Below are 25,781 nucleotides of genomic sequence, written 5' to 3'. Positions count from 1 at the left end.
AAGTCTTAAGGGGGAAGTACTGGTGAATCTAGTGTTAATGGGTCTTCCCGGTGCCGGAAAAGGAACACAAGCTGAAAAAATCGTCGATAAGTATGGAATACCTCATATTTCAACTGGCGATATGTTCCGAGCAGCTATGAAAGAGGGCACGGAGCTAGGCTTGAAAGCTAAATCCTTTATGGATAAAGGCGAACTTGTTCCGGATGAAGTAACAATCGGCATTGTTCGTGAACGTTTAAGCAAAAAGGATTGTGAAGATGGTTTCTTACTTGATGGGTTTCCAAGAACGGTTCCTCAAGCAGAAGCACTTGAAGCAATTCTCACGGATCTTCAAAAGCAAATCGATTTTTGTATCAATATTCAAGTAGATAAAGATATTTTAATGGAACGTTTAACTGGCCGCCGAATTTGTAAAAATTGTGGTGCCACTTATCACTTGGTTTTTAATCCTCCAACGCAATCTGGTGTATGTGATCGTTGTGGCGGAGAATTATATCAAAGACCAGATGACAATGAAGAAACTGTTCAAAACCGATTAGAGGTTAACATTAAACAAACTCAGCCTCTGCTTGATTTTTATGAACAAAAAGGTTATTTGAGATCCATCAATGGTCAACAGGATATTGATAAAGTATTTGTTGACATTGAAGTGTTATTAGAAGGATTATCCAGTAAAGCCTAATATACATTTCTAAAATTGGATGTAATTGCTGAAAATTTTATGTATAGGTTTGATGCATTTCCTTCAATGAAAGGTTATAATGGAATGCGTGGGTGCAAATTTTTTCGTGAACAATATTATTTGTTCCATCATTTCTTGTAATCAATATTAAGATGGAGACATCTAACATCGGTGACGATGTTATTTATAATGGCTATCATGGTGATTCTTTATGGACCTATCCTTTAGGTACAATTGACATAGAAACCGGGAAGCTATTAGAGGTGACTTGAGAAAATCTCTCTATCAAGGCTTACAAGATTAAAAGCCTTGTGAGCGTCTTTCGAACATCTCTCATGCGATTCATTAGTTGTCGTAGCAAAAAGGCTTTTTTATGTTGGCAAGTATGCTGAACATAGGATTGGTCAAGAATTACATGAAGACCCACCAATATATCATTATGTAATATAATGCGATATTAAAAGTGGTCCCATATGCTTGATAGAAGGGAGTCGGGTTCGATGGCGAAAGACGATGTTATCGAGGTTGAAGGTACTGTAAGTGAAACTTTGCCAAATGCAATGTTTAAGGTAGAATTAGAGAATGGCCATACCGTATTAGCACATGTTTCCGGAAAGATCAGAATGCACTTTATTCGAATTCTACCTGGGGATAAAGTTACGGTTGAGCTTTCTCCATATGATTTAACGCGCGGAAGAATCACGTATCGTTATAAATAATAGTAATGCACTCCGTACTGTTAAGGAGGTAAAGACAGATGAAAGTCAGACCATCAGTTAAGCCAATCTGTGAAAAGTGCAAAGTTATTCGCAGAAGAGGTAAAGTCATGGTTATTTGTGAAAACCCTAAACACAAACAAAAACAAGGATAAATTGAAGGAGGTGCGCTTTTTCAATGGCACGTATTGCAGGTGTTGACATTCCACGTGATAAACGTGTAGTGATCTCATTAACTTATGTCTATGGTATTGGTAAACCAACTGCTCAAAAAGTTTTAGCTGAAGCAGGCGTATCTGAAGATACACGCGTTCGCGATTTAACAGAAGAAGAATTAAATAAAATTCGTGATATTATCGACAAGCTTAAAGTAGAAGGTGACCTTCGTCGTGAAATTTCATTAAACATCAAACGTTTGATGGAAATCGGTTCATTCCGTGGTCTACGTCATCGTCGTGGCTTACCAGTTCGCGGTCAAAACACGAAGAACAATGCACGTACTCGTAAAGGTCCTCGTAAGACTGTAGCAGGTAAAAAGAAATAATTAGCAAAGGAGGTTTCTTAATAGAATGGCACGTAAAACTAATACTCGTAAACGTCGTGTGAAAAAGAATATCGAATCTGGTATTGCACATATTCGTTCTACATTTAACAATACAATCGTAACTATTACTGATCCTCATGGAAATGCTCTTGCTTGGTCAAGTGCTGGTGCGCTAGGATTTAAAGGTTCTCGTAAATCTACTCCATTCGCGGCACAAATGGCAGCTGAAACTGCAGCAAAAGCTTCTATGGAGCATGGTATGAAAACTCTTGAAGTAACTGTTAAAGGTCCTGGTGCTGGCCGTGAAGCTGCGATCCGTGCATTACAAGCTGCAGGATTAGAAGTTACAGCAATTAAAGACGTTACACCAGTTCCACATAATGGATGTCGCCCACCAAAACGCCGTCGTGTTTAATTTTCTCTGTATGAGATTTTGTATCCCTGTCTATAATGGGATATGATATGTTTTTAAAACAGATTAGATTAATCCAGTTGTTGTGCACAAACGGGAATGTATACAGGGGAATTTCGGTTTACTAGAATTAATTTCTTACCGGGGTTTCGACGTTTTGAAGGAGGGTAAATTTGAATGATTGAAATTGAAAAACCAAAAATTGAAACGGTTGAGGTCAACGATGATGCATCTTATGGAAAGTTCGTCGTAGAACCGCTTGAGCGTGGATATGGTACAACTTTGGGTAACTCCTTACGTCGTATCCTATTATCCTCACTCCCAGGTGCCGCTGTCACGTCTATTCAAATAGATGGGGTAATGCATGAGTTCTCAACAATTGAAGGCGTCGTGGAAGATGTTACATCTATTATCCTAAATCTTAAAAAGCTAGCATTAAAAATATATTCTGACGAAGAGAAGACGCTTGAAATTGATGTTCAGGGAGAAGGAGTCGTTACGGCTGCAGATATTACACATGATAGTGATGTAGAAATCTTAAATCCAGATTTATATATTGCTACTTTGGCAAAAAATGCCCATTTCCGTATGCGTATGTCTGCTACTAGAGGTCGCGGTTATACACCAGCAGATCTTAATAAGCGTGAGGATCATCCTATTGGAGTTATTCCTATTGACTCTATTTATACTCCAGTTCAACGTGTAAACTACCAAGTGGAAAATACACGTGTTGGACAAATGTCCAATTATGACAAGCTCTCACTCGATGTTTGGACTGATGGCAGCATTGGACCAAAAGAAGCCATTTCTCTTGGTGCAAAGATTTTAAATGAACATTTAAACATCTTTGTCGGATTAACGGATGAGGCTCAAAATGCTGAAATCATGGTTGAAAAAGAAGAGGATCAGAAAGAAAAGGTTCTTGAAATGACCATTGAAGAATTGGATCTTTCCGTTCGTTCCTATAACTGTTTAAAACGTGCTGGGATTAACACTGTTCAGGAGTTGGCCAACAAAACTGAAGAGGATATGATGAAGGTACGTAATCTTGGTCGTAAGTCTTTAGAAGAAGTAAAGGCAAAGCTAGAAGAGCTTGGTCTTGGCTTAAGAAAAGACGATTGATATAAAGTAAAATTCAACAAGGGAGGGAAACTTCATGCCTTACAGAAAATTAGGACGTACAAGTGCCCAACGTAAAGCATTACTTCGCGATTTAGCAACTGACCTAATCATCAACGAACGTATTGAAACAACTGAAGCTCGTGCGAAAGAATTGCGCTCAGTTGTTGAAAAGATGATTACACTTGGTAAGCGTGGTGACTTACACGCACGTCGTCAAGCTGCTGCATATATTCGCCACGAAGTTGCAGATGCTGAAACAAACCAAGATGCTGTTCAAAAGCTATTTGGTGATATTGCTTCTCGCTATCAAGAGCGTCAAGGCGGATACACACGTATCATGAAAATTGGACCTCGTCGCGGTGACGGTGCACCTGTAGTTGTTATCGAATTAGTATAATACTACTTTTTACATCAAGGGCAGGACAGTTATTCATAACTGCTTCAATGCCCTTTTTGTATAATTATAAAGCTATCAGAGTGTTATGATGGGCAGAAATGTAAATTGGCTGTCCCGTCTAGCTCCTTGTATCCCTCTCCATCTCTAATACTAGAGTGATGATAAAAAGGGCGCGCGTAACCTTGGAGAGGGGTACGGGCTTTTTTATTTATTTCATAAATCTCGATTTTAATAAAGGCTCATTACTTATACTTTGTAGCCTTTGTTAACAATAACCTTATAATAATCCTTATCTAGGCAATGTATCCATAATCATCTTAAGATTAGATATCCCTTAGCCAAACCTATAATAGGATGGATAACAACATAAGAACAGCAACAACAAATGCGAAAACAGCCTAAAAAACAGTAGAGCAGAGTTTTAGAATGACTAGACTAGCATAGACAGAGGAGGAAATTGGATGGCAGCACCCATAATTTCTATTGAAAATATATTCTATAAATATGAAGGTCAGGAGCATTATGCGCTTGAAGACGTTTCCTTGGAAGTAAGGGGAGGAGAATGGCTTGCAATTGTTGGACATAATGGATCGGGGAAATCTACGCTTGCGAAGCTAATTAATGGTCTCCAATTCCCAGAAAAGGGTGAAGTGCGTGTTGATGGTATTTCTTTATCGGAAGAAACCATCTGGGATGTTAGAAAACGAATCGGAATGGTTTTTCAAAATCCTGATAATCAATTTGTGGGTACTACTGTACAAGATGATGTGGCTTTTGGTTTAGAAAACAATGGGATACCACGTGAACAAATGGTTACGAGAGTCCTTGAATCATTAGAAAAGGTCAATATGTCTGCATTTCTCGATCAAGAGCCACACCATTTATCTGGCGGACAAAAGCAAAGAGTGGCGATTGCAGGAGTTATTGCTTTACAACCGAATGTCATTATTTTGGATGAAGCTACTTCTATGTTAGATCCGAAGGGGCGGTTAGAAGTCTTAAACACTATCCGTGAATTAAAGGATCAAATCGGATTAACAGTTATATCAATCACACATGATTTGGAAGAGGCAGCAAGAGCAGATCGAATTATTGTCATGAATAGTGGGAAAGTTTATAGAGAAGGACTCCCAAGTGAAATTTTTGAGATGGATGAAGAATTAGTTAAATTAGGTTTGGATATACCTTTCTCCATAAAAATGTCTAAATCTTTACAAGAAATAGGTTTTCCCCTGGAATCATATTATCTTACAGAAGAAGAATTGGTGGATGCATTATGGACATTACACTCGAACAAGTAGAATATCGATACCAAGCCGGTACACCATTTGAGAGACTGGCTCTTCATGATATCAATCTTCAAATACCACAAGGCACGTTTTTAGCAATAATCGGTCATACTGGATCAGGGAAATCTACTTTACTTCAGCATTTAAATGCCTTACTACAGCCGACAAATGGCAAAGTTACCATTGGTGATAGAACTGTTATGTCCGGTAAAAAAGAAAAACAGCTTCGTCCCATTCGACAAAAAGTCGGTATAGTATTTCAATTCCCAGAGCATCAGCTTTTTGAAGAAACGGTGGAAAAGGATATTTGCTTCGGACCAATGAATTTTGGTGTTTCAAAGGAAGATGCACAAAAACGGGCAAGAGAGCTGATCTTGCAAGTAGGATTGCCGGAAGAGGTCCTATTAAAGTCACCGTTTGATCTGTCCGGTGGTCAAATGAGAAGAGTTGCAATTGCAGGTGTTTTAGCAATGGAACCTGAGGTTCTTGTATTAGACGAGCCTACGGCTGGACTTGATCCGCGAGGCAGGAAAGAGATTATGGAAATGTTCTACCGCTTGCATAAGGAAAAAGGCTTGTCCACGATTCTAGTAACCCATAGCATGGAGGATGCAGCTATTTATGCAGATGAAATTGCAATCTTACAGCATGGGGAGTTAAAGCAAAAGGGGACTCCGCAAGAGATTTTTTCGGAGCCAAAGGAGTTAATTTCCTTAGGATTAAATGTACCGGATGTTGTCCGTTTTCAATATTTGTTTGAGGAAAAGTTCCATGTAAAGCTAGGGAAAACCTGTCTTACCATTGATGAATTAACTCAGGCATTGAAAAATGTGGAATGGAGAGGTGTTCGGGTATGATGGAGAAAATGATCTTTGGGCGCTATGTTCCTGCTGATTCTATCGTACATCATTTGGATCCTCGTTCGAAACTAATATTTGTATTCGCATTTATTTGTATTGTTTTCTTGGCAAATAATGTAGTTACCTATGCTATTTTAGCTGCTTTTACGATCTTACTAATTTTTATAGCAAAGATTCCTTTTCGATTTTTTATTAATGGCTTAAAGCCGGTGCTTTGGCTTGTACTTTTTACTTTAGTATTACACTTATTTTTTACGAAACAAGGGCAGGTTATTTTTCATTTGGGATTTATTAAAATATATGAAGAAGGGTTAAGACAAGGATTATTTATCTCCTTTCGATTTATGATTTTGATTTTTGTTACATCATTATTAACCTTAACAACCTCACCAATTTCGTTAACAGATGGTTTAGAAACATTATTAAATCCATTAAAAAAAATCAAATTTCCTGTCCATGAACTGGCACTAATGATGTCCATTTCCTTGCGTTTTATTCCTACCTTGATGGACGAGACGGATAAAATTATGAAAGCACAAATGGCAAGAGGGGTGGACTTTACAAGCGGTCCATTGAAAGATCGGATTAAGGCAATTGTTCCTTTATTGATTCCTCTTTTTGTTAGCTCATTTAAACGTGCAGAGGAGCTAGCAACAGCGATGGAAGCGAGAGGATATCACGGTGGGGAAGGCAGAACAAAATATAGATTGCTGCTATGGTCCTTCTCTGATACAGCAAGTCTTATAGTATTAGTTTTTATTACAGCAATTTTAACTATCCTACGATCATAACGAGGTTTTTTATGTCACGTTACAAAGGTGTAATATCTTATGATGGCTCCAGCTTTTGCGGTTATCAAATTCAACCGAGAGATAGAACGGTTCAAGGAGAACTTGAAAAAGCGCTCCGCAAGATTCATAAAGGGCAGCATATTATTGTAGAAGGATCTGGCCGTACAGATGCAGGTGTTCACGCATATGGTCAAGTGATTCATTTTGATTCTCCGCTTGAAGTACCTGTGGAGAAATGGTCGACTGTTCTAAACACGACACTTCCGGATGATATTGTGGTCAAAAGTGTGGAAGCAGCAGATAATGATTTTCATGCAAGACATAGTGCGATTGGCAAGGAATATCGCTATAGAGTATATACTAGCAGCGAAAGAGATCCATTTAAACGCCACTATTCGCACTATTATCCATATAAACTAGATTTAGAAGCTATGGAAAAGGCACTGGGATACTTCTTGGGGACCCATGATTTTACGAGCTTCTGTTCTGCTAAAACAACTGTTTCGAGCAGAATTAGGACGCTGCACGAAATTAGTTTTACTCAGGAAAAGGATGAATTGATTTTTAAATTTGTCGGCAATGGATTTTTATATAATATGGTGCGAATTATTATGGGGACACTATTAGAAGTAGGAAGAGGCAGAAAACAGCCTGAGCAAATTCCGATGATAATAGAGGAGAAAAATAGAAAGCTTGCTGGAAAAACTGCTGGGCCAGAAGGTTTATATTTATGGAAAGTATTTTATGAATAGAAGGTATTCCAAGTGGCTATACATCCATGAGCAAGGAGATTCTGCTTTTCGAGATGTCTAGCTCCAAGTGAATTGACGCTTCTAATATCACTCATCCATACGCCGATGAGCAAGGCACTTTCTCTTTTCTATTAAAACAACTAAACCAGGTGTAACATTATCTTGACATTGACGTCAGAAAAAGATATTATAACCTATGGTATTATTTTTAACCCCACGATAAGCCCCGGAAACTTATTGTGATGAAATAAATACAAGATAATGGATATTTTTTATTTTTAGGAGGGTAACGAATGCGTACTACGTATATGGCTAATGCAAATACAGTTGAACGTAAATGGTATGTTGTAGACGCTGCTGGCAAGACTTTAGGTCGCCTAGCTAGTGAAGTAGCATCTATTTTACGCGGTAAACATAAACCAACTTTCACACCACATGTTGATACTGGTGATCATGTAATTATTATTAACGCATCTCAAATCGAATTAACTGGTAAAAAACTTTCTGACAAAATTTACTACCGTCATACTCAATTTGCAGGCGGTTTAAAAACTCGTACAGCAAACGAAATGCGTACAAACTATCCAGAGAAAATGCTTGAGCTTGCTATTAAAGGCATGCTTCCAAAAGGATCTTTAGGACGTCAAATGTTCAAAAAGCTTCATGTTTATGCTGGAGCAGAACATCCACATCAAGCACAAAAACCGGAAAGTTACGAACTTCGCGGATAATTTATAAGGGAGGGTATTATTTTGGCACAAGTTCAATATATCGGAACAGGACGTCGTAAAAGCTCTGTTGCTCGTGTACGCCTAGTTCCAGGTAACGGCAGCATTGTTATTAACGGTCGTGATGTAGAAAACTACATTCCATTTGCAGCATTAATCGAAGTAATCAAACAACCTCTAGTTGCTACTGAAACACTTGGCAGCTATGATGTATTAGTAAATGTTAACGGCGGTGGATTTACTGGTCAAGCTGGTGCAATCCGTCATGGTATCGCTCGTGCGTTACTACAAGCAGATCCTGCTTACCGTGCAACATTAAAGCCAGCAGGTCTATTAACACGTGACCCACGTATGAAAGAACGTAAAAAATACGGTCTTAAAGGTGCACGTCGTGCTCCTCAGTTCTCAAAACGTTAATTATCAACGTTTCAAAGGCTCTCAGACATTTTGTCTGGGGGTCTTTTTTTGCTTGAAAAATTCCTTATATCCACGTATTCCAACACTATAAAATCATGAAATTAGAAACGAATTGACCTTTATAAGGAATAGTTATCTTACATAAGCGAAAGTGAACTTGTAAAATAGCCTCACTTAACTCCAGACAAAATAAAAATGGTGTATGTTTCACAATTTGTATAATCTGAGGGCACTTAGGAAAATATACCATTGTTCTTATAAAAGAAATTGTCTTAAGGAGGGTATTTTTGTGAGGCGTTTTTTTAAGTCAACAGGTTTAGTCTTGCTTGCCGGTATAGTCATGGTTGGCTGTCAAACGAAGAATAACCAAAACAATGCAAATAAGGGAAACGAAACGAAGAAATCCAATCAGGCAAATCAGGTAGAGGAGACAGGTTTCCCAAATTGGGGCTATGACCTTCAGCATACCCGACATGTGCCCTATAAAGAAATTACAAAAGATAATGTGAAAAAAATGGGGATTGCCTGGCAACAAGATATCTTGGATTGGAATAAAGATGTTCCTAACTTACAAGAGGATTTCCCAGTCGTGCATGATGGGGTGATGTATGTGACTAGTGCCAAAAATCATGTATTTGCCATTGACGGTGCTAGCGGAAAGAAGCTTTGGGCATGGACACCTCCTAAGGAGGTACTTGACCATCTTAATAGTTTGCCATGGCAATCCAATGTGGCAAGTAGAGGCGTAGCTGTAGCCAATGGCAATGTATTTGTCTTGATGATAGACAATCGACTTGCCAAACTTGATGCGAAAACCGGAAAACTGATAAAAATGGTAAACTTTTGGGATCATGAGCCTACTATCAAGTTAGAAAACAGATACTATGAATCTTCGGCCCCAATGTATTATGATGGCAACATTTACGTTGGAAGCAGCGGTGGCGATAATGGTACACGAGGTTTCGTTTGGGCGTTTAAAGCTGATACCCTGGAACCGCTATGGAAAGAGCCGTTTTGGACCGTTCCTGAAAGAGGAAAGGGTTGGGCGAAGGGGAAATATACGGGCGGAGGTTCCGTATGGACGCCGATGTCCTTTGATCCAGATACAGATATGATGTATTTTGCAGTAGGGAACCCAGCTCCTGACTTTTACGATGCAGATAGAAAAGGAAAAAATCCTTACACTGATTCTATCGTTGCTTTGGATAGTAAAACAGGGAAATTTAAGTGGGCATCATCTCAAGTCGATCATGATGTTTGGGATTATGACGCTGCCGCGACACCGATGATTCTCAATGCAAAGGTCGGCGGGAAAAAACAAAAGGTTGTGGTGGAAGGCGGTAAGAATGGAAAGTGGTATGCATGGGACGCAAAAACGGGGAAAACCATTTATGATGGTGTACCGTTTGTCAAAATTCAACATTCTTCCGTACCAAGCGATGAGAGTAAGGTTAAACTACAATGGCCAGGAACACCAGGTGGAGAAAGCTATGCTCCACAGACTTATGATCCTGACACCAACTATGTGCTTATTCCTGGTATTAACAGCCCTAATCTAATGGTAGCAGCTAAAGATGCAAAAGAGATTGCAAAAGATAATAATACCTTCCCAGGTACGAAGATACTGCCTTTACCAAAAGATGTTAAGCCTTCTGGTACCATTACAGCAATTGATATGAATACGGGGAAAAAGGCATATCAAAGGAAAACGGACGATCCGATGTATGGTGGATTCACAAGTACAGCCTCAGGACTTGCCTTTTACGGGGAATTGAGCGGAAAAGTGAATGCTCTCGATATTAAAAACAATAAAGTGTTATGGAGCATGGACAGTGGAGGAAAACAAATCAAAATGGCACCAGCCATTTATACAGTGGACGGTAAGGAATATGTGGCGTTAATCACTGGTGGTACGAAGGTAGTCGTTTACGGACTCGGGGGTAAGTTAAAACCTGGAGCTATTAATAAAAATGCAAAATTACAAGGGCAAGCAGATACTGTTAAAATTGACCCGATGACGGTTTACAAAAGAAGTTGTGTTTCTTGTCATGGAGATAATCTTCAAGGTGCAACTGCTCCAAATCTTCAACACATAGGTAAATCGATGTCTAAACATGACATACTGAATCAAATCTTAAACGGTGGAGACCGCATGCCGGCAGGATTAGCTAAAGGTGCAGAAGCAGAAGCACTAGCGGATTGGCTATCCAAAAAGAAATAAGGTGTTTTCTTGAAGCGATCCAAGTCGAGTCTGTTTATTTAGACTCGGATTGCTTCATAAAAGAAAACAAATTATAGAAATTAATAATAAGGATGGTGGAAAATGAGGAATCTATCGAAATATACCGTGCAATTCATTGGTGTGTCCTTAATCATTTGCTTGCTCTTTGGCTTTACCTCCCCTGCTTTGATTATTGCAGAATCACAATCAAGACAGGTCCTAGGTTCATCCGAGGATAACGGAATCCAGTTTACAATCAATAGCTATTCCATTGTAAACCACGGTCAAAATATTCAGTTGCATTATACGATACATTCAAATTCGAATATACAAGTTAATCCGAATGCAAAAGGTTTGATCCAGAATCCGTATATTTGGATTGGACATACGTTAGTTCGTGAGGAATTCGAATCGTTTAAAAGAGTAAGTAGTAACGAGTATAAAGGAACTATAACAGTACAACTACAGCATTACAGACCCGATAATTCTGAAATGTCCATTCATACACATGGAATTTTGAATCAAAAGGGTCAATGGACCGTTAAATTCCTCCTTAGGAGCGATAAATACTAAGATAGTGATACCTTAAAGGATCCCGTATCAATTTTTAAAATGGTACGGGATTAATTTTTGGATTCCCGTTTTAATAAGGCTTATCAAAATATAAAAATAGAAGTCCCAGGCCAAGCCTGGGACTTCAACAGTTCCCAATGAACTATTTTTGTATTTGGAAGTTAATGGTCCATTTCCCCTTTTGGTTAGAGATAGAATCAGTATTAAAAATCACATTTGAGGTGGCCGGTCTATATTGCGGTAAGTCTACCTTTATCGCACCTTGGTATTTTCGGTTTCCAATTTTCTTATGCCAAGTGTCTTTTCCTTGGACTACTCTATTTCCAATCGAAAAATCTAAATCTTTTATCGGTGCCATCCCATCCTCATTTAACAGAGTTTCTGATGCAGCATGAATAGTGTAGTTAACTATCATTTCTTGACCATAGTTTTGTATTTCATAGTTATCAAGTGTAAGGGTGATGCCCTTATCTTCCGTCGATCCAAGAACTGATTCTGCCCTCAAATGTTGGGAAGAAGCCAATGACAAACCAAAAAGTAAGCAAACGGATAAAACAAAAACTCCAAAACAATTCTTTCCCTTTGAGAAAATCTTCATTTAAAACCACCATCCTATTATTGGTTATTATTTGTTTGCATAAAGGCTGACAAAAGAGTCCTTGCTTGTTTCAGATATGTAAATGTCAAACCCTTATGCCTACCTACGATTATAGATTGTCTCCATTTTTAGGAAATATTCTTCTGGAGTATTTTGATCATGATTTTTATATAAAAATGACCAAGTTTTATGCCTTTAAAAATTATCTTATTTGTTTTTTCTTTTGCATAATTAAGGTCTGTTTAACTCAATATAGAAAAAGAGGAAGGTCTGATAAAATAATGTCTTCCAAATTTACTGGATTTGACCACTCTAAACTATATAGAATAGGAGGACTTTTTTTGAGGCGTTTTGTAAAAGTGACTAGTATAGTAATGCTTGCGGCTGTTTTAATGATTGGCTGTTCTACAAAACAAGGAAATAATAAGAAAAATAAAAATGCTGGTAATCAAACGGCCGAAGTTACTAAGGAAACAGGTTTTCCAAATTGGGGATATGACCTGCAGCAAACAAGGCATGTTCCCTATGACAAGATTACAAAAGACAATGTAAAGAAGTTAGGTGTTGTTTGGCAACAGGATTTAGCAGGTTGGGATAAAACAGCTCCTAATGCCTCAGAGGATTATCCAGTTGTTGTAGATGGGGTAATGTATGTAACAACTTCCTTAAACAGAGTGTTTGCAATGGATGCTTCTAATGGAAAGAAAATTTGGGAATGGAAGCCGCCGAAAGAAGTTCAGAGTCATCTTGATAAAGCTGATTTAAGCCTTCTAGAGGTAGTGGCAAGCCGTGGCGTCGCCGTTGCAGAGGGTAAGGTATTTGTACTTATTGCTGATAATCGTTTAGCTAAACTGGATGCGAAAACTGGAAAATTAGATAAATTAATTAATTTATGGGATACGAAGGGGATGGAAGGAGTCACCCTTGAAAATAGGTATTATGAGACATCGGCTCCTATGTACTATAAAGGAAATATTTATGTTGGAAGCAGCGGCGGTGATAATGGAATCCGTGGCTTCGTAATGGCTTTTAAAGCAAGTGATCTTTCTCCTGTTTGGGATCAACCATTCTGGACCGTCCCTGAGAAAGGTAAAGATTGGGTGAAAGGAAAATATACGGGTGGTGGAGCAGTATGGAACCCGATGGCATTTGATCCTGATACGGATATGATGTACTTTGGGGTAGGAAATCCAGCTCCAGATTACTTTATAAAAATTCGTCCGGGAAAAAATCCTTACACCGATTCGGTTGTTGCTCTTGATAGTAAAACTGGTAAATTGATTTGGGCAAATTCAGAAATGGAAGAAGATCAATGGGATTACGATGCAGCAGCCACTCCAATGGTTCTCAATGCGACTGTGAAGGGAAACAAACAAAAGGTTGTCGTTCATGGAGGCAAGAATGGAAAATGGTATGCTTGGGATGCGAAAACAGGCGATACTATTTATGATGGTGTACCATTCGTCAAAATTAAGCATACACCACTAACCACAGATAAGAACAAAGCTGTTCTCCAATGGCCAGGAGTGGAAGGTGGTCAGAATTACGCCACGGAAACATATGATCCTGGAACGAACTATGTGCTGATTCCTGGTATTAACATGCCAACTTTAGGTATTGCAGCAAAAGATGAAAAAGAAGTGGAACGAAAAAATGGTTTATTCCCAGGAACAGAGGTATTACCTTCTCCTAAGGGTACCGAGTCATCCGGAACAATCACCGCAATTGATCTAAATACTGGAAAGCAAGCTTATCAAATAAAAACGAAGCAACCGCAACGTGGAGGCTTCACAAGCACCGCAACAGGACTTGCCTTTTATGGAGAGTTAGATGGAACCGTCAGCGCAATGGACATCAAAACGGGAAAGAAATTATGGAACGCAAATACAGGTGGAAAACAGGTCATGATGGCACCGGCCATCTATATGGACAATGGTAAACAATATGTTACTTTTGTTACTGGTACGAAGGTAGTCACCTATGGACTTGGTGGCAATAAATCCACTACTCCGGAACAAAGTCCAGAAGGTTCAGGTAAAAATGATAATGCCAATGATGGTAGCAGCGGTAATAAGGAAAAAGCCAAGAAGCAGCCTGGTAATACTGCCGCTCCAGCAATCTTTAAAAAGAGCTGTGCTTCGTGTCACGGACAAAATCTAGGGGGTGGCGTTGGCCCTGATTTAACGCATGTAGGTAGCAGAATGTCTGAACAAGATATTTTAAATCAGATAATAAATGGAAAAGGCCGTATGCCTGCTGGTCTTGTTCAAGGTGACGATGCAAAAACACTTGCACGATGGTTATCGCAAAAAAAATAATCCAATCAAAGACATGACATAAAGTCAAAAACATAATATATGGTGCCGGGTACCATGGAGTGACAAGGATAGCTTATATCCTTGTCCTTTTTTGTTATAAATTGCAAAAACCGTACACTTTCGGACAACCTCCAGTCAAAATTCTAGTTATTTCGAGGAATCTAACGACATAAGATAATTTTGTGAGGGAGAATTTATTATTTGCTGGTGTCATGAAAGGTGGTGACTAACATGTGGAAGAAGCCTGAATATAAAGTGATTAATACATCTTCTGAAGTGACAATGTATGCCTATATCGGCAAGTAGTTAGGATGCAGCATGCATTTAATGGATTTATCAAATTCAAGAGGTGGTGCAGATAGAATGACTCGTTACGTTAAATCATTAATAGGCGCGATTATCGGAATTGCTTCCGTAGGAGTGTGGCTGACTGTCGATCTTCTAACTCCTGAGCCAATTGGTGACTATTTATTATATTCCTTGATGGCTATTACCAATATGGTGATTGGGTGGCAAGTTGGGAGGGTCCTTGGAAAGCGGGAATCAGGGAAAAATGTGGGTGTAGAATCAACGTCGAAAGGACTGAAACCAAATTCGAATTAGAGTATTAGGAGCTGCTGCAGGAGGAGGCTTTCCACAGTGGAATTGCGCGTGTTCCAATTGTAGAAGTGTACGTGAGGGAAAAGCTGGAGTCTACCCATCATCACAATCATCACTTGCTATCAGTGTAAATAACAAGGATTGGTACCTAGTTAATGCTGGACCGGATGTCCATAATCAAATCGAATCTTTTTCAGCTTTGCATGCAGGCCCTGGTATAAGGGAGACTCCAATTGCAGGTGTTATTTTAACAGATGCTGAGCTCGATCATACGATAGGGTTATTGCAACTTCGAGAGGGTTCAAATCTGACCATCTATGGAACAGAGAGAGTGCGAAATTGTTTGCATTCTGACTTTCCTGTGTTCCCAATGCTCGCAAGCTATTGCTCATGGGAATGGCAGCCTCTCTCTCCAAATTCCGAGGTACAAGTGGGACCTTTAGGAGAAGGAGAAGAAGAGTCTGTTATCCTTGAAACTGTACCGGTTTCAAGAAAACCGCCGTTATATAGTAAATCGAATAATGTAGATGAAGGAATTTGGGAGATTGGATTAGTTTTTCGTAATATAAAAACTGGAAAATCCCTTGCATATTTTCCAACATTAGAAAGAATGACCCCTAGTATAGAGGCTTGTTTTCAGAGAGCTGATATCTTGATAGTAGATGGAACCTTCTGGTCGGAAGATGAATTGGTTGAGATGGGTGCCGCCGTACGAAATGCACGGAGTATGGGGCATCTTCCAATTAGCGGAGAAGCAGGGATTGCGGAAATGATAGCAGGTTATCCGGCTCGACGGAAAATTTTGATACACATTAATAATAGCAACCCTATTCTTCTGAAACATTCAATGGAGAGGAAGAGATTAGAACAGCTTGGCATTGAGATTGCCTATGACGGTATGGAATTGGAGGTGTAATCATGCTGGAACAAGGTATTTCCGTTAGCCAGGAAAGTAATACAAAGCAGGTTTGGACGTCAGATGAATTTACAGAACGATTAAAGGATGTTGGGCGTTCCTTTTATCATGACAAACATCCTTTTCATGTACGGATGCACGAGGGAAAATTAAGTAAGGAACAAATTCAGGGATGGGTAGCAAACCGCTATTACTATCAGAAATCGGTACCTATTAAGGATGCTGCTATCTTGTCGAACCTGCCTTCGAGAGATCTAAGACGCGAATGGATTGGAAGGATAATGGATCATGATGGTACCACTGAAGAAGATGGCGGAATTGAGGCGTGGCTCAAGCTCGGTGAAGCTGTTGGGTTAACTAGGGAAGAAATTGTAAGAGAAGATCATGTGGTTCCAGGTGTTCGATTTGCGGTAGATGCTTATGTGAATTTTGCACGGACAAAACCGTGGATCGAAGCAGTTGCCTCTTCGTTAACAGAATTGTTCTCACCTAATCTTATTTTTAAGAGAATGAAGGTAATAGAGAAGCTTTACCCTTGGATTAACAGTGCAGGATTGGAATATTTCCAAAATCGCCTCACTCAAGCTCCCCATGATTCAGATGTAGCTCTTAAGCTTGTGCTGTCTTATTGTCAAACACTGGAGGATCAACAGAAGGCTGTAGAAGCATTACGTTTTAAATGTGATGTGTTGTGGGTGCAGTTGGATGCCATTGAAAGAGCCTTTCCTTAAGTCATCATTATGGTCGGTGCGCCCAAGAAAAAAGTGGATTGGTGGTGGGGCATATTTTAGCTGACAGCTTTCCGAAAATTGCTGCAAAGGCACGCTTAAAGTTCGATAAGGTGAGAGAGCAACATCTTCTTTTGTTACCAGAAAAGGTTGTGGTTTTGAACGAAACAGCCGCATCAATCCTAACTCTTTGTGATGGAAGCCTGGCGGTATCAGGGATTACAGAACATATTAGGAATTCATTACAGGCAGAAACAACGGGTGAAGAAGCTTTGCCTGATTTGCAAAGGATGGAAGAGGACATTACTGAATTCCTGATGGAAATGAGGGAACAAGGATGGGTGGTGATCCATAATTATGACACAAATAAAACAAAATAGGAGCAGTTCAGTCGACCCACCATATTCCCTTCTTGCAGAGCTTACTCATCGTTGTCCATTACATTGTCCATATTGTTCGAACCCTCTGGAATTGACCTTAGAAAGAGAAGAACTGACAACAGAAGACTGGTGCCGTGTTTTGACGCAGGCGGCAGAAATGGGAGTGGTAGAAGTACATTTTTCTGGAGGTGAACCCCTCCTACGTAATGATATAGTTGAACTTATCCGTCATGCAAATGAATTAGAGATGTATACAAACCTTATTACAAGCGGTATTGGCTTATCAGAAGAAAGAATTAATAGGTTGAAGCAGGCAGGTTTGGCAAATGTACAGGTGAGTTTTCAAGCGGCCGAAGCAAAGCTCTCCGATATGATTGGCGGATATAAAGCCTTTGAGAAGAAGAAGGCGGCAGCTGAGGCGGTAAAAAGAGCAGGTTTGCATTTATCCTTAAATGTTGTATTACATTCCTTGAATATTGGCTATTTAGATGAAATTATCCAGCTCGCAGAAGAATTGGGAGCAGAACGTCTAGAGCTGGCGAACACCCAGTATTATAACTGGGCATTACTTAATAGAGAACGGCTATTACCAAGCAGGGAACAAGTTGATCAGGCAAGTGAAATCTATACAGCTGCAAAAGAGCGGATTGGCAGTAGGATGGAAATTATTTGGGTTATTCCTGATTATTATGCAAATACCCCAAAGCCGTGTATGGGAGGCTGGGGTGCAATTGGTTTTACAGTAGCTTCGAATGGAGATGTTCTTCCCTGCCCTACAGCAGGCATGATAGAAAATTTCACATTTGAAAATGTTCGTAAGTCTTTACTAACCTATATTTGGTATGAGTCAGATTCTTTTAATCGCTTCCGAGGTGATGAATGGATGCCGGAGCCTTGTCTTTCCTGTGAGCTGAGGCATCAAGATGGTGGTGGTTGCCGTTGTCAAGCTTTTGCTTTAACGGGGAATGCTTATTCTACAGACCCAGCCTGCAGTTTAGCGCCAGAGCATCATTTAATTGAAGAAGCGATTCAGGATACCAATAACAAACAAGCTATAACATTTAATTCACGCATGATTTATCGGAAATTTCTTCTCGACAAACATTCTGTTAATAAAATAAAAACAAAATAATTTCCTGAATAATTGGTGCCAACTCGGCACCAGTTTTTGCTTTATGACAAATTTCAAATAACCCATTTATAGAGAATAGAAGCCGCAACACTAATCCAAACTAAAAGGATAACAATTGCCGCTGCCCAACTTTTTCTCAGTTTGCTCGAATTCTGAGAAGCTTTTTCCTTGCACTCCTGCAATATTTGACTTGGAATTAGGGTAAAAGCTCCTAATATTCCTAACGGTAGAAGAATTGCCTCGTCTACATAACCTAATACTGGAATCACATCTGGAATAAAATCTATCGGACTTAATGCATAAGCTACTATTAATATGGAAAAAGCTTTTGCATACCAAGGTGTTTCCGGATGCCGATATGCCAAATATAAGATATAAATATTACGCTTAATATTTTGAATAAGCTGTTTCCACTTATTAGTTTTATTCATAATCAACCCGTTCCCTTCTCTCCAACTTCTATCCTCATTCATAAGCAAGCCCTATTTTGTCTCCTCTATTATGCTTCCATATCGAGTTTTTAAACATATTATGTCGGGAAATCCCTTGCGGTGTGCTTAATATACACTCTTATTTCATTGTGTATAAAGGATATGGAGAATAGGTATCATAAGAAAAGTCTTCGTTGTGGAAACAACCGGGGAAAGAGGAATTATATACTATTATTGAATTTGGAAATGAAGTGATGAAAAGTGAATTGGAAATTTGTTGATTTAGAGGCTGGACAAATTCATCCGGAGGCTAAAAAACTTATGGCTGTTAATGCCTTACGAAGTATCGGACAAGGTATGCTAGTTGTTGATTTGACTCTTTACCTTAGTGCAATAGGGTGGAGTACAGCTGCAATTGGCAGTGTCCTTACAACAGGAGGATTACTTGGAGTTGCTCTCGCACCAGTTATTGGTATATATAGTGATCGATTTGGAAGAAAGCCATTTATGCTCTTCTATGAAATTTTAAGTGCTGGATGTGCGTTGATTGGTATATTATCAACAAATTTTACCTTATTATTTATGGCTATTGCATTATCTGGCTTTGGAAAAGCGGATGCCGGTTCACCAAGTCCGAGTGCTCCGGTAGAGCAAGCCTGGCTGGCATCCTTTATTACGGTGGCTGATCGCGGAAAGGTATATAGTTTCAATAATGCTCTAAGCTTTTTCGGAATGGGGGCTGGGGCGGTACTCGCTGGATTATTAGTTATATGGAAAAACTATCTTCCTGATGCATCCTCTTTTCACCCGATTTTTTTATTTATCTTCCTAAATTATCTCATTACTACTGTCATCCTTTTTATCATTCGGGAAGAGAGAACAGCAAGACAAAATAAAAATGAAGTTCCTGGAAAACTAGAAAAGGAAATATCACATGAAGAAAATCATGCGATATTAAAGCTTGCCGCGGTTAATATTCTAAATGGAGTTGCAATTGGATTAACTGGGCCAATGATGTCTTATTGGTTTGCGGCTAAATTCGGGGCAACAAGTGCGCAAATTGGTGGTACTTTAGCTATTACCTTTTTTGCAACTGGAATCACTTCCCTTTTTCAAGCGAGATTATCTAGTAAACACGGGACGATTCGGTCAATAGTGCTGATGCGCTTCTTAGCAAGCATACTCTTGCTTTTAATGCCAATCTTATCAAATTATATTCTAGTTTCAGTCTTGTACATTATCCGAACAGCTTTAAACCGCGGTACACAGGGGGCGCAGCAAGCATTGAGCGTAAGTTTAACACGGGACAGGCGCCGGGGCTTTGCTTCTAGTATCAATGTATTGTCAATGCGCATTCCTACTTCGGTTGGTCCTTATATAAGCGGTTATCTTTTTGGGTTAGGTACACTTGCACTTCCTTTTTATATTGCTTCCAGTTTACAGCTTAGTTTTGCTTATTTATATGGAAAAATATTTCGAACCTATGATATTCGTATGAAGTCACAAGCTTCATCTGGATGATGATTCCTCTACGGTACTGGTTGGATAATGATATCTTTATTGGTAATGTTTTAGCCTCTTGTTTTTGAATCAGAAGATAGCATTCGTTGAAAAATAGCGTTAGGAGGAGTGAAAATGAATGTTATCACAACTTTATCTGAGAAAAGACGAGAAAGGCAAATAAAAAATGAAAGAAAGCTGCTTCGAGAGCTTTCAATTGAGAGCTTAAAGAAAAGCGTTCAAGATTCATTTGGTTCTGAGCGAGTTCAAGGTGGAATATGGGTTCAACAAGGCGTGGAGGAAGGTTGCTATGATGTAGCGATTGAGGCCTATCTATTGGGAGGACAATATAGCCGTTTTGGATACGACAGGGAGCCAATTGAACATATTAAATCAAGATGTGAACAAGAATTGAAGCATTTAACAGATACATTATATAACTTTTGGCTATATTGGAAATTCGGGGATGAAAGCCTTATCCAGGAATCAACCTATTACTCATGTGTAGAGTTTGTTGATAAATGGTGGATGGAGGGCTTTAAAAAAGGGGAACAGAGGAGAAAGCTAAGGCTTCATTAGGATAATTTCATCAACGTAAAAATGGGACTTTTTGTCCCATTTTTTCATGTTCTAAAACCTATCCTTGTCCCATATGTTTTGAATAGAGACAAGGAAGGGAAAGAATCCAAATGAAACGAAGGATAAAGATATTTAGTTTTATTTTTGGGGCAATTTTGCTTTTTTTACTTTTTCAATTTCAATTTTTCCAAAAAGATACTTGGGATTCATGGAATCTGCCCCTCTCAGGGAAAGTTATTTATTTAGATCCTGGCCATGGGGGACCTGACGGTGGTGCGGGGGATAGCGATGCTTTAGAGAAAGAAATTGCCTTGAAAATCTCGCTTAAGTTAAGGGATTTTTTACAGGAGCAAGGTGCCCTTGTATTAATGACAAGAGAAACAGATAAAGATTTAGCAGGTGAGGTTAGGGGATACAGCAGAAGGAAAGTAGAGGATTTGAAAAGAAGGCTTGAATTGATTAATGACTCCGATGCTGATTTATATATTAGCATTCATTTGAACTCGATTCCATCACCGAGATGGAGCGGTGCACAAACCTTTTATTCTCCTCATTTGATTGAAAATAAACGGATTGCAAAGTTTATTCAAGATGAGCTAATAAGAAATTTAGGTAACACAGATAGACAAGCGAAAATGCTGCAAAATGTATATATCGTTAAAAATTCAGAAAAACCTGGTGCACTAGTAGAAGTTGGATTTCTTTCCAATGCCCAAGAAAGGCAGAATTTGAAATCGGATGTATACCAAGAAAAGGTTTCAGCGTCTATTTATAATGGTATTATGAGATATTTTACAAATGAAAAGGATCTTAAATGAGGGTAATCGGTCTTCGATTACTTTTCTTTTTGCAAAGAAGGAAAAAGTTCTCTCATTTCTTCCGTTATTAAAATTATGTTATACTTGGATATGTCTAAGAGAGAACCGATTAAAGGAAGGTGTATGATGTTGTTAACCGAGCAACAAGTCTTTGACCTATTAAAAGTAATGAAAGATCCTTTTTTACATAAAACATTGGAAGAAACAAACGGGATTGTTGAAATAAAAATAAAGGAAGAAAAAGAGCATGTAAGTGTTAAAATTGCAGTTGCTAAAACGGGAACGAGCGAACAATTGCAATTACAAACATTAATCGTTAATACGTTGAAGGGAGCGGGGGCGAAAACAGTCGGAATTCGTTTCTCTGAGCTCCCAGAGGAAGTTCTTCAGCAATTCAGAGGTGCAGAGCCTGAGAACCAGGGAAGCAACCTTTTGTCTCCAAATAGTAAAACAACCTTCGTTGCGATTGCCAGTGGAAAAGGTGGAGTAGGAAAATCTACTGTATCTGTAAACTTAGCTGTATCGCTTGCAAGACTAGGCAAAAAGGTAGGGTTGGTTGATGCAGATATTTATGGATTCAGTGTACCTGATATGATGGGGGTAACTCAGCGTCCTGTAGTACGTGGAGATCGAATTATTCCGGTTGACAGATTTGGAGTAAAGGTTATTTCCATGGGCTTTTTTGTGGAAGACAATGCACCGGTTATTTGGCGCGGACCTATGCTTGGGAAAATGCTCAATAACTTTTTTACCGAGGTAGAATGGGGAGAGTTAGATTATTTGCTGCTTGACTTGCCTCCGGGAACCGGTGATGTAGCTCTCGATCTTCATACCATGCTGCCGCATTGTAAAGAGATCATCGTAACTACACCACATCCAACAGCTGCATTTGTAGCAGCTCGTGCAGGTGCAATGGCATTAAAGACGGACCATGAGATACTTGGTGTTATTGAAAATATGTCTTATTTTGAAAGTAAGGTAACAGGTGAGCGCGAATATGTATTTGGCCAAGGCGGCGGTAAAAAGCTTGCCGAAGAATTACAAACAGAGCTCTTAGGACAGCTTCCTCTTCAGCAACCGGATTGGAACGAGGAGGACTTTGCACCTTCCATTTATGATAGAGATCATAGATTGGGTAAAATTTATGAGAATATTGCCAATAAAGTTGTGGAGTTATTAAATAGATGAAATAAAACCTGCTGTAATCACAGCAGGTTTTCGTATATCATTTAGCTTCCTCCAGATGAGCCTTGTTGTTGTCCGCCTGAAGTTCCACCTTGCTGCTGACCTTGATTTTGTTGACCGCCTTTTTCACTGTTCATTTCTTGGGCTGCCTTAAGCAAGGTAGTTTGCATTTTTGCTTTAAATAATGGGCTGTCGAAGGTTTCAATCATTGTATTTTGAAAATGCTTACGCATTTCCTTGCTTTTCATTAGCTGAATAACTTGCTTCTGATATTCAGGATCCTTTAGAAGGGAAAGCATCATCCCTTGATAATCAGGATCTTTCATTAAACTTTTTAACAAGTTTTCGTTTTCCTTCTTCATACCTTTTGCATAAGCTTTTGCAAATTCGGGATCACTGAAAGATTTCTTCCAAAAATCTTTGCCTTTATTAGAAGATAAAGTACTTTCAATGGTTTTAGTGACCGTAGATTGATCCATAATTAATTGATTTCTCATCTTGTCATCTGTCATTATATCCTGAATGGCTTTTTTGCCTTCATCTGTTTTTAAGATATCAACAATCATTTTTTTTGTTTGATCGTAATCCATTTGCCCAGCTTTTGTTTCACTGCCCGAACAGGATGCAAGAAGAATGATCATTGGAGTTAGGAGCAATAAAGCGAACTTTTTCATAAAAAGAGCTCCTTTCATTTGCATTAGAACTTTTAATGTTAATATGTTATTTTTCAAAAGAATTATGCATATAAAGAGGAATTTCTAGATTTTTTATAGCTTGGTTGGTAAAATCATATGGATGATAAAAATGGTATTGGGGGATTTCTCAATTGACGAGTAGGAATTGGGTACGTTTGTTTTTCTCCACTTTATTTGTCGGGGGATTAACAACTGGAATATTAGGATTTGTAATTCGTTGGAGTGAGTTTCAAAAGTATTTTGTCCATTTAAATATAACGAGTATTCTTTCTACTTTTATTTGGCTTGTCGGGGTTGGATTGATTTTCAGTGTAATAAGCCAGGTGGGCTTTTTTGCTTATTTAACAATCCATCAATTTGGCCTCGGAATTTTTCGCTCATTGTGGAATGCTGTACAGGTAGTGCTTATTTTATTTGCATTATTTGATTTGGTATATTTCCGTTTTGAACGATTTGCCAAGCATAGTGATAGTATTATGCCGTACATTGGATTAGCGATATTTATCCTAATTGCCGGTTTGGTAATTGCTTTCTTTAAAGCGAAACAATCACAGAAGAATACTTTTATATCTGCCTTATTTTTTATGGTCGTTGTTACGATTGTGGAATGGGTTCCGGTTTTACGTGTGAACGAAGAAAGCTGGATCTTCCTTATGATTTATCCATTAATTTTTTGTAATGCTTATCAAATTTTGGTTCTTCCTAAGTACTTAAAAAAATCAGAAGCTGAGCGGGAGCAAGCAAAGCAACGAATGGAAGCACGCAAGGCTATAAAAGCGAAAAAACACGAGGAAAAATAAATTTTCTCGTGTTTTTCTTTTATTGAAGCTGTTTTCGAGGAATCCTATCTTAATAGGTGTTATTTCTGCATTCGAATAAAAACAATTAAGTTAAGAAAAAGTGTTTCTATTGGATAAGAGTTGTTTTCACTTTACCGTTTGCAATCATATCTGAAACACTAATGAAATTGCTCTTTTTGGATAACTCCTTAACTAAGGTGGGAATTGCTTGAGCTGTTTGCCTTGCAGAATCGGAAGCATGCAATAAAATAATATCGCCGTTTTTAGCCCTTACTGTCTTTTTTACAATTTTTTCAACACCTGGATTTTTCCAGTCGTCGGAATTCACACTCCAATGAACAACAGTTAAACCTAAATTTTCTGCTACCTTTAATGTCTTTTCATCAAAATGCCCTGTAGGAGAGCGTAGTAGCTTTACTTTTTTAATATTCAGCTTGTTGAATACCTCTTGTGCTTTTATTATATCGGTTTTAATTTTATTGGAATCAAGTTCTGTATAATCTTCATAGGCGTACCCTAAACTGCCAATTTCATATCCTTGTTTTACAATCTTATTCACAATATCCGGGTGCCTCTCGGCCCAGGAACCGGAAAGGAAAAAGGTTGCTGATTTAACCCCCTCTTTATCCAATGCCTCAATAATCGGAGCTGCCTTTTCATCTCCCCATCCAATATCAAAGGTCAACGCAATCCCTTTTTCTCCTTTATATACAGCTTTTGGACCTTCCTTAGTGGAGAAAACAGACACATTTGCAGCTGATTGTGAATAGAAAAAGAGGGCTGTGAAAAACGAAACCACCAAAATCAGCATTAATTGTTTAACTTTACGTCCGTTAAATACCATAAAAAAGTTCATATTGATCCCCCTTCCTGCAATAACAGAATAGACAAGTTCTTTTACCTAAATCTATGCTTGCCCCTATAAAAAATATGTCCTAAAAAATTTTTTCTCTTATAATTTTGGCTCATTTGGAAAAAACTAGACGTACTACAAAGAAGGGGTGGACAAAATGCTTGGACTCCTAATTAAGGAAAAGGAAAAGTTAGAAATACAGTATTTATTAAAGAGAGAGATGGACGAGATACTGCATGACCTAAGAGATCCCCGGATCGATCATATTGTAAAAAGAGCTATGAAGGAAAGATATAAAATACTATTTTCGCTCTTCACAAGAGTTGCTCCGCATAATGAGTGTGTAAATTATATAATCCCAACAAAGGTAATGAAGGAAAGCTAAAAAATTTGTTTTTAAAAAAGGGAGAGAGAAAGGTTGACACTATATCTAAAACCTGTTATATTAATACATGTCGCTGATGCGATTAAAAAAAGTTGTTGACATGATAGCTTTTAAGTTTTATAATATAAAAGTTGCTGTTTGAAAGCAACGTGAATTGATCTTTGAAAACTAAACAGAACAAAACGTCAATGTTTTAAATTTTTATGAGCTATATCAAACATCTTTTTGGAGAGTTTGATCCTGGCTCAGGACGAACGCTGGCGGCGTGCCTAATACATGCAAGTCGAGCGAATCAGATGGGAGCTTGCTCCCTGATGATTAGCGGCGGACGGGTGAGTAACACGTGGGTAACCTGCCTG

General features: G+C 38.7%; 32 protein-coding genes. 28 read left to right on the top strand and 4 right to left on the bottom strand.

The features are described 5' to 3' along the window. Positions 1–22 precede the first annotated feature (22 nt). The 15 genes from KHA87_RS20770 (at position 23) to KHA87_RS20700 (ending at position 11,504) form a co-directional block, all read left to right on the top strand. Complete coding sequence (locus tag KHA87_RS20770; RefSeq protein ID WP_213096052.1) at positions 23–682, top strand: adenylate kinase; 660 nt, start codon at positions 23–25, stop codon at positions 680–682. A 500-nt stretch (positions 683–1,182) separates the two neighbouring features. Further along, the gene (gene infA, locus KHA87_RS20765; RefSeq protein WP_055741079.1) at positions 1,183–1,401 is read left to right on the top strand and encodes a translation initiation factor IF-1; all 219 of its coding nucleotides are present in this window, start codon (positions 1,183–1,185) and stop codon (positions 1,399–1,401) included. A 38-nt stretch (positions 1,402–1,439) separates the two neighbouring features. Beyond that, positions 1,440–1,553 carry a 50S ribosomal protein L36 gene (gene rpmJ, locus KHA87_RS20760; protein WP_000868344.1) on the top strand — a complete coding sequence of 38 codons (114 nt, stop codon included), beginning with the start codon at positions 1,440–1,442 and terminating at the stop codon, positions 1,551–1,553. 23 nt (positions 1,554–1,576) lie between these two features. Beyond that, positions 1,577–1,942 (top strand): 30S ribosomal protein S13, encoded by a 366-nt coding sequence (gene rpsM, locus KHA87_RS20755; protein ID WP_213096051.1) that lies wholly within the window; start codon positions 1,577–1,579, stop codon positions 1,940–1,942. Positions 1,943–1,967: 25 nt separating this feature from the next. Continuing rightward, entirely contained in the window at positions 1,968–2,357 is a 390-nt protein-coding gene (rpsK, locus tag KHA87_RS20750) for a 30S ribosomal protein S11 (protein WP_213096050.1), read from the top strand. Between the two features lie 174 nt (positions 2,358–2,531). Then, positions 2,532–3,476: a DNA-directed RNA polymerase subunit alpha gene (locus KHA87_RS20745; RefSeq protein WP_213096049.1), complete on the top strand. Its 945-nt coding sequence runs from the start codon at positions 2,532–2,534 to the stop codon at positions 3,474–3,476. 34 nt (positions 3,477–3,510) lie between these two features. Continuing rightward, the gene (gene rplQ / locus KHA87_RS20740; protein WP_213096048.1) at positions 3,511–3,873 is read left to right on the top strand and encodes a 50S ribosomal protein L17; all 363 of its coding nucleotides are present in this window, start codon (positions 3,511–3,513) and stop codon (positions 3,871–3,873) included. Positions 3,874–4,334: 461 nt separating this feature from the next. Beyond that, complete coding sequence (locus tag KHA87_RS20735; RefSeq protein ID WP_213096047.1) at positions 4,335–5,174, top strand: energy-coupling factor ABC transporter ATP-binding protein; 840 nt, start codon at positions 4,335–4,337, stop codon at positions 5,172–5,174. Continuing rightward, positions 5,150–6,019, top strand: coding sequence for an energy-coupling factor ABC transporter ATP-binding protein (locus KHA87_RS20730; protein WP_213096046.1), 870 nt, complete (start codon positions 5,150–5,152; stop codon positions 6,017–6,019). The genes KHA87_RS20735 and KHA87_RS20730 overlap by 25 nt, the downstream gene beginning before the upstream one ends. Then, positions 6,016–6,813: an energy-coupling factor transporter transmembrane component T family protein gene (locus KHA87_RS20725; protein ID WP_213096045.1), complete on the top strand. Its 798-nt coding sequence runs from the start codon at positions 6,016–6,018 to the stop codon at positions 6,811–6,813. Before KHA87_RS20730 ends, KHA87_RS20725 begins: the two co-directional genes overlap by 4 nt. A gap of 11 nt (positions 6,814–6,824) precedes the next feature. After that, on the top strand, positions 6,825–7,565 hold the full coding sequence (gene truA / locus KHA87_RS20720) for a tRNA pseudouridine(38-40) synthase TruA (protein ID WP_213096044.1): 741 nt from the start codon (positions 6,825–6,827) through the stop codon (positions 7,563–7,565). Between the two features lie 293 nt (positions 7,566–7,858). After that, a complete protein-coding gene (gene rplM, locus KHA87_RS20715; RefSeq protein ID WP_213096043.1) occupies positions 7,859–8,296 on the top strand; it encodes a 50S ribosomal protein L13 in 438 nt (145 codons plus the stop codon). A gap of 21 nt (positions 8,297–8,317) precedes the next feature. Next, entirely contained in the window at positions 8,318–8,710 is a 393-nt protein-coding gene (rpsI, locus tag KHA87_RS20710) for a 30S ribosomal protein S9 (protein WP_213096042.1), read from the top strand. A gap of 289 nt (positions 8,711–8,999) precedes the next feature. Continuing rightward, positions 9,000–10,931, top strand: a complete 1,932-nt coding sequence (locus KHA87_RS20705; protein WP_213096041.1) for an outer membrane protein assembly factor BamB family protein — start codon at positions 9,000–9,002, stop codon at positions 10,929–10,931. Positions 10,932–11,033: 102 nt separating this feature from the next. Next, positions 11,034–11,504 (top strand): hypothetical protein, encoded by a 471-nt coding sequence (locus KHA87_RS20700; protein ID WP_213096040.1) that lies wholly within the window; start codon positions 11,034–11,036, stop codon positions 11,502–11,504. A 142-nt stretch (positions 11,505–11,646) separates the two neighbouring features. Here the strand turns inward: KHA87_RS20700 and KHA87_RS20695 are convergent, their stop codons facing one another. After that, positions 11,647–12,102, bottom strand: a complete 456-nt coding sequence (locus KHA87_RS20695; RefSeq protein WP_213096039.1) for a hypothetical protein — start codon at positions 12,100–12,102, stop codon at positions 11,647–11,649. A 341-nt stretch (positions 12,103–12,443) separates the two neighbouring features. Here KHA87_RS20695 and KHA87_RS20690 point away from each other — a divergent pair, with 341 nt between their 5' ends. The 7 genes from KHA87_RS20690 to pqqE all read left to right on the top strand — a co-directional run bounded on the left by KHA87_RS20690 (position 12,444) and on the right by pqqE (position 18,176). Next, positions 12,444–14,420, top strand: coding sequence for an outer membrane protein assembly factor BamB family protein (locus KHA87_RS20690; RefSeq protein WP_213096038.1), 1,977 nt, complete (start codon positions 12,444–12,446; stop codon positions 14,418–14,420). Positions 14,421–14,651: 231 nt separating this feature from the next. Then, positions 14,652–14,726: a pyrroloquinoline quinone precursor peptide PqqA gene (pqqA, locus tag KHA87_RS22740; RefSeq protein ID WP_213096099.1), complete on the top strand. Its 75-nt coding sequence runs from the start codon at positions 14,652–14,654 to the stop codon at positions 14,724–14,726. 57 nt (positions 14,727–14,783) lie between these two features. Further along, positions 14,784–15,023, top strand: coding sequence for a hypothetical protein (locus KHA87_RS20680; RefSeq protein ID WP_213096037.1), 240 nt, complete (start codon positions 14,784–14,786; stop codon positions 15,021–15,023). Continuing rightward, positions 15,013–15,936 carry a pyrroloquinoline quinone biosynthesis protein PqqB gene (pqqB, locus tag KHA87_RS20675; protein ID WP_213096098.1) on the top strand — a complete coding sequence of 308 codons (924 nt, stop codon included), beginning with the start codon at positions 15,013–15,015 and terminating at the stop codon, positions 15,934–15,936. The genes KHA87_RS20680 and pqqB overlap by 11 nt, the downstream gene beginning before the upstream one ends. A gap of 2 nt (positions 15,937–15,938) precedes the next feature. Then, complete coding sequence (pqqC, locus tag KHA87_RS20670; RefSeq protein ID WP_213096036.1) at positions 15,939–16,667, top strand: pyrroloquinoline-quinone synthase PqqC; 729 nt, start codon at positions 15,939–15,941, stop codon at positions 16,665–16,667. Positions 16,668–16,711: 44 nt separating this feature from the next. Beyond that, positions 16,712–17,044 (top strand): pyrroloquinoline quinone biosynthesis peptide chaperone PqqD, encoded by a 333-nt coding sequence (gene pqqD / locus KHA87_RS20665; RefSeq protein WP_213096035.1) that lies wholly within the window; start codon positions 16,712–16,714, stop codon positions 17,042–17,044. Next, positions 17,022–18,176, top strand: a complete 1,155-nt coding sequence (gene pqqE, locus KHA87_RS20660) for a pyrroloquinoline quinone biosynthesis protein PqqE (protein ID WP_249310701.1) — start codon at positions 17,022–17,024, stop codon at positions 18,174–18,176. The genes pqqD and pqqE overlap by 23 nt, the downstream gene beginning before the upstream one ends. 53 nt (positions 18,177–18,229) lie before the next feature. On the opposite strand, the gene KHA87_RS20655 is transcribed toward pqqE, so the two are convergent. Beyond that, on the bottom strand, positions 18,230–18,607 hold the full coding sequence (locus KHA87_RS20655; protein ID WP_249310708.1) for a YkvA family protein: 378 nt from the start codon (positions 18,605–18,607) through the stop codon (positions 18,230–18,232). 261 nt (positions 18,608–18,868) lie between these two features. Between KHA87_RS20655 and KHA87_RS20650 the strand changes: the two genes are divergently transcribed. The 4 genes from KHA87_RS20650 (at position 18,869) to KHA87_RS20635 (ending at position 22,692) form a co-directional block, all read left to right on the top strand. Continuing rightward, positions 18,869–20,128 (top strand): MFS transporter, encoded by a 1,260-nt coding sequence (locus KHA87_RS20650; protein ID WP_213096033.1) that lies wholly within the window; start codon positions 18,869–18,871, stop codon positions 20,126–20,128. Positions 20,129–20,242: 114 nt separating this feature from the next. Next, positions 20,243–20,686 carry a YbaK family protein gene (locus KHA87_RS20645; protein WP_213096032.1) on the top strand — a complete coding sequence of 148 codons (444 nt, stop codon included), beginning with the start codon at positions 20,243–20,245 and terminating at the stop codon, positions 20,684–20,686. Between the two features lie 110 nt (positions 20,687–20,796). Next, entirely contained in the window at positions 20,797–21,504 is a 708-nt protein-coding gene (gene cwlD, locus KHA87_RS20640) for an N-acetylmuramoyl-L-alanine amidase CwlD (protein ID WP_213096031.1), read from the top strand. 129 nt (positions 21,505–21,633) lie between these two features. After that, positions 21,634–22,692: an Mrp/NBP35 family ATP-binding protein gene (locus KHA87_RS20635; RefSeq protein ID WP_213096096.1), complete on the top strand. Its 1,059-nt coding sequence runs from the start codon at positions 21,634–21,636 to the stop codon at positions 22,690–22,692. Between the two features lie 41 nt (positions 22,693–22,733). Here the strand turns inward: KHA87_RS20635 and gerD are convergent, their stop codons facing one another. Beyond that, a complete protein-coding gene (gerD, locus tag KHA87_RS20630; protein WP_213096030.1) occupies positions 22,734–23,363 on the bottom strand; it encodes a spore germination lipoprotein GerD in 630 nt (209 codons plus the stop codon). Between the two features lie 152 nt (positions 23,364–23,515). Here gerD and KHA87_RS20625 point away from each other — a divergent pair, with 152 nt between their 5' ends. Further along, the gene (locus KHA87_RS20625) at positions 23,516–24,184 is read left to right on the top strand and encodes a KinB-signaling pathway activation protein (protein ID WP_213096029.1); all 669 of its coding nucleotides are present in this window, start codon (positions 23,516–23,518) and stop codon (positions 24,182–24,184) included. A gap of 106 nt (positions 24,185–24,290) precedes the next feature. Here the strand turns inward: KHA87_RS20625 and pdaB are convergent, their stop codons facing one another. Next, positions 24,291–25,040 (bottom strand): polysaccharide deacetylase family sporulation protein PdaB, encoded by a 750-nt coding sequence (pdaB, locus tag KHA87_RS20620; RefSeq protein ID WP_213096028.1) that lies wholly within the window; start codon positions 25,038–25,040, stop codon positions 24,291–24,293. A 154-nt stretch (positions 25,041–25,194) separates the two neighbouring features. Between pdaB and KHA87_RS20615 the strand changes: the two genes are divergently transcribed. Next, positions 25,195–25,422, top strand: a complete 228-nt coding sequence (locus KHA87_RS20615) for a hypothetical protein (RefSeq protein WP_213096027.1) — start codon at positions 25,195–25,197, stop codon at positions 25,420–25,422. Positions 25,423–25,781: the final 359 nt, after the last annotated feature.

The sequence above is a fragment of the Bacillus sp. FJAT-49736 genome (assembly GCF_018343615.1).
GTDB lineage: Bacteria > Bacillota > Bacilli > Bacillales > Bacillaceae_C > Margalitia.
Note: the sequence above shows the minus strand (reverse complement) of the source record. Positions and strands in the feature narration are given on the sequence as shown.

What these genes read in the sequence shown, in the direction of transcription:
- infA (WP_055741079.1), top strand. Translation starts at nt 1,183, where the DNA reads ATGGCGAAAGACGATGTTATCGAGGTTGAAGGTACTGTAAGTGAAACT.
- rpmJ (WP_000868344.1), top strand. Translation starts at nt 1,440, where the DNA reads ATGAAAGTCAGACCATCAGTTAAGCCAATCTGTGAAAAGTGCAAAGTT.
- rpsM (WP_213096051.1), top strand. Translation starts at nt 1,577, where the DNA reads ATGGCACGTATTGCAGGTGTTGACATTCCACGTGATAAACGTGTAGTG.
- rpsK (WP_213096050.1), top strand. Translation starts at nt 1,968, where the DNA reads ATGGCACGTAAAACTAATACTCGTAAACGTCGTGTGAAAAAGAATATC.
- KHA87_RS20745 (WP_213096049.1), top strand. Translation starts at nt 2,532, where the DNA reads ATGATTGAAATTGAAAAACCAAAAATTGAAACGGTTGAGGTCAACGAT.
- rplQ (WP_213096048.1), top strand. Translation starts at nt 3,511, where the DNA reads ATGCCTTACAGAAAATTAGGACGTACAAGTGCCCAACGTAAAGCATTA.
- KHA87_RS20735 (WP_213096047.1), top strand. Translation starts at nt 4,335, where the DNA reads ATGGCAGCACCCATAATTTCTATTGAAAATATATTCTATAAATATGAA.
- KHA87_RS20730 (WP_213096046.1), top strand. Translation starts at nt 5,150, where the DNA reads ATGGACATTACACTCGAACAAGTAGAATATCGATACCAAGCCGGTACA.
- KHA87_RS20725 (WP_213096045.1), top strand. Translation starts at nt 6,016, where the DNA reads ATGATGGAGAAAATGATCTTTGGGCGCTATGTTCCTGCTGATTCTATC.
- truA (WP_213096044.1), top strand. Translation starts at nt 6,825, where the DNA reads ATGTCACGTTACAAAGGTGTAATATCTTATGATGGCTCCAGCTTTTGC.
- rplM (WP_213096043.1), top strand. Translation starts at nt 7,859, where the DNA reads ATGCGTACTACGTATATGGCTAATGCAAATACAGTTGAACGTAAATGG.
- KHA87_RS20700 (WP_213096040.1), top strand. Translation starts at nt 11,034, where the DNA reads ATGAGGAATCTATCGAAATATACCGTGCAATTCATTGGTGTGTCCTTA.
- KHA87_RS20695 (WP_213096039.1), bottom strand. Translation starts at nt 12,102, where the DNA reads ATGAAGATTTTCTCAAAGGGAAAGAATTGTTTTGGAGTTTTTGTTTTA.
- KHA87_RS20680 (WP_213096037.1), top strand. Translation starts at nt 14,784, where the DNA reads ATGACTCGTTACGTTAAATCATTAATAGGCGCGATTATCGGAATTGCT.
- pqqC (WP_213096036.1), top strand. Translation starts at nt 15,939, where the DNA reads ATGCTGGAACAAGGTATTTCCGTTAGCCAGGAAAGTAATACAAAGCAG.
- pqqE (WP_249310701.1), top strand. Translation starts at nt 17,022, where the DNA reads ATGACACAAATAAAACAAAATAGGAGCAGTTCAGTCGACCCACCATAT.
- KHA87_RS20655 (WP_249310708.1), bottom strand. Translation starts at nt 18,607, where the DNA reads ATGAATAAAACTAATAAGTGGAAACAGCTTATTCAAAATATTAAGCGT.
- KHA87_RS20645 (WP_213096032.1), top strand. Translation starts at nt 20,243, where the DNA reads ATGAATGTTATCACAACTTTATCTGAGAAAAGACGAGAAAGGCAAATA.
- cwlD (WP_213096031.1), top strand. Translation starts at nt 20,797, where the DNA reads ATGAAACGAAGGATAAAGATATTTAGTTTTATTTTTGGGGCAATTTTG.
- gerD (WP_213096030.1), bottom strand. Translation starts at nt 23,363, where the DNA reads ATGAAAAAGTTCGCTTTATTGCTCCTAACTCCAATGATCATTCTTCTT.
- pdaB (WP_213096028.1), bottom strand. Translation starts at nt 25,040, where the DNA reads ATGAACTTTTTTATGGTATTTAACGGACGTAAAGTTAAACAATTAATG.
- KHA87_RS20615 (WP_213096027.1), top strand. Translation starts at nt 25,195, where the DNA reads ATGCTTGGACTCCTAATTAAGGAAAAGGAAAAGTTAGAAATACAGTAT.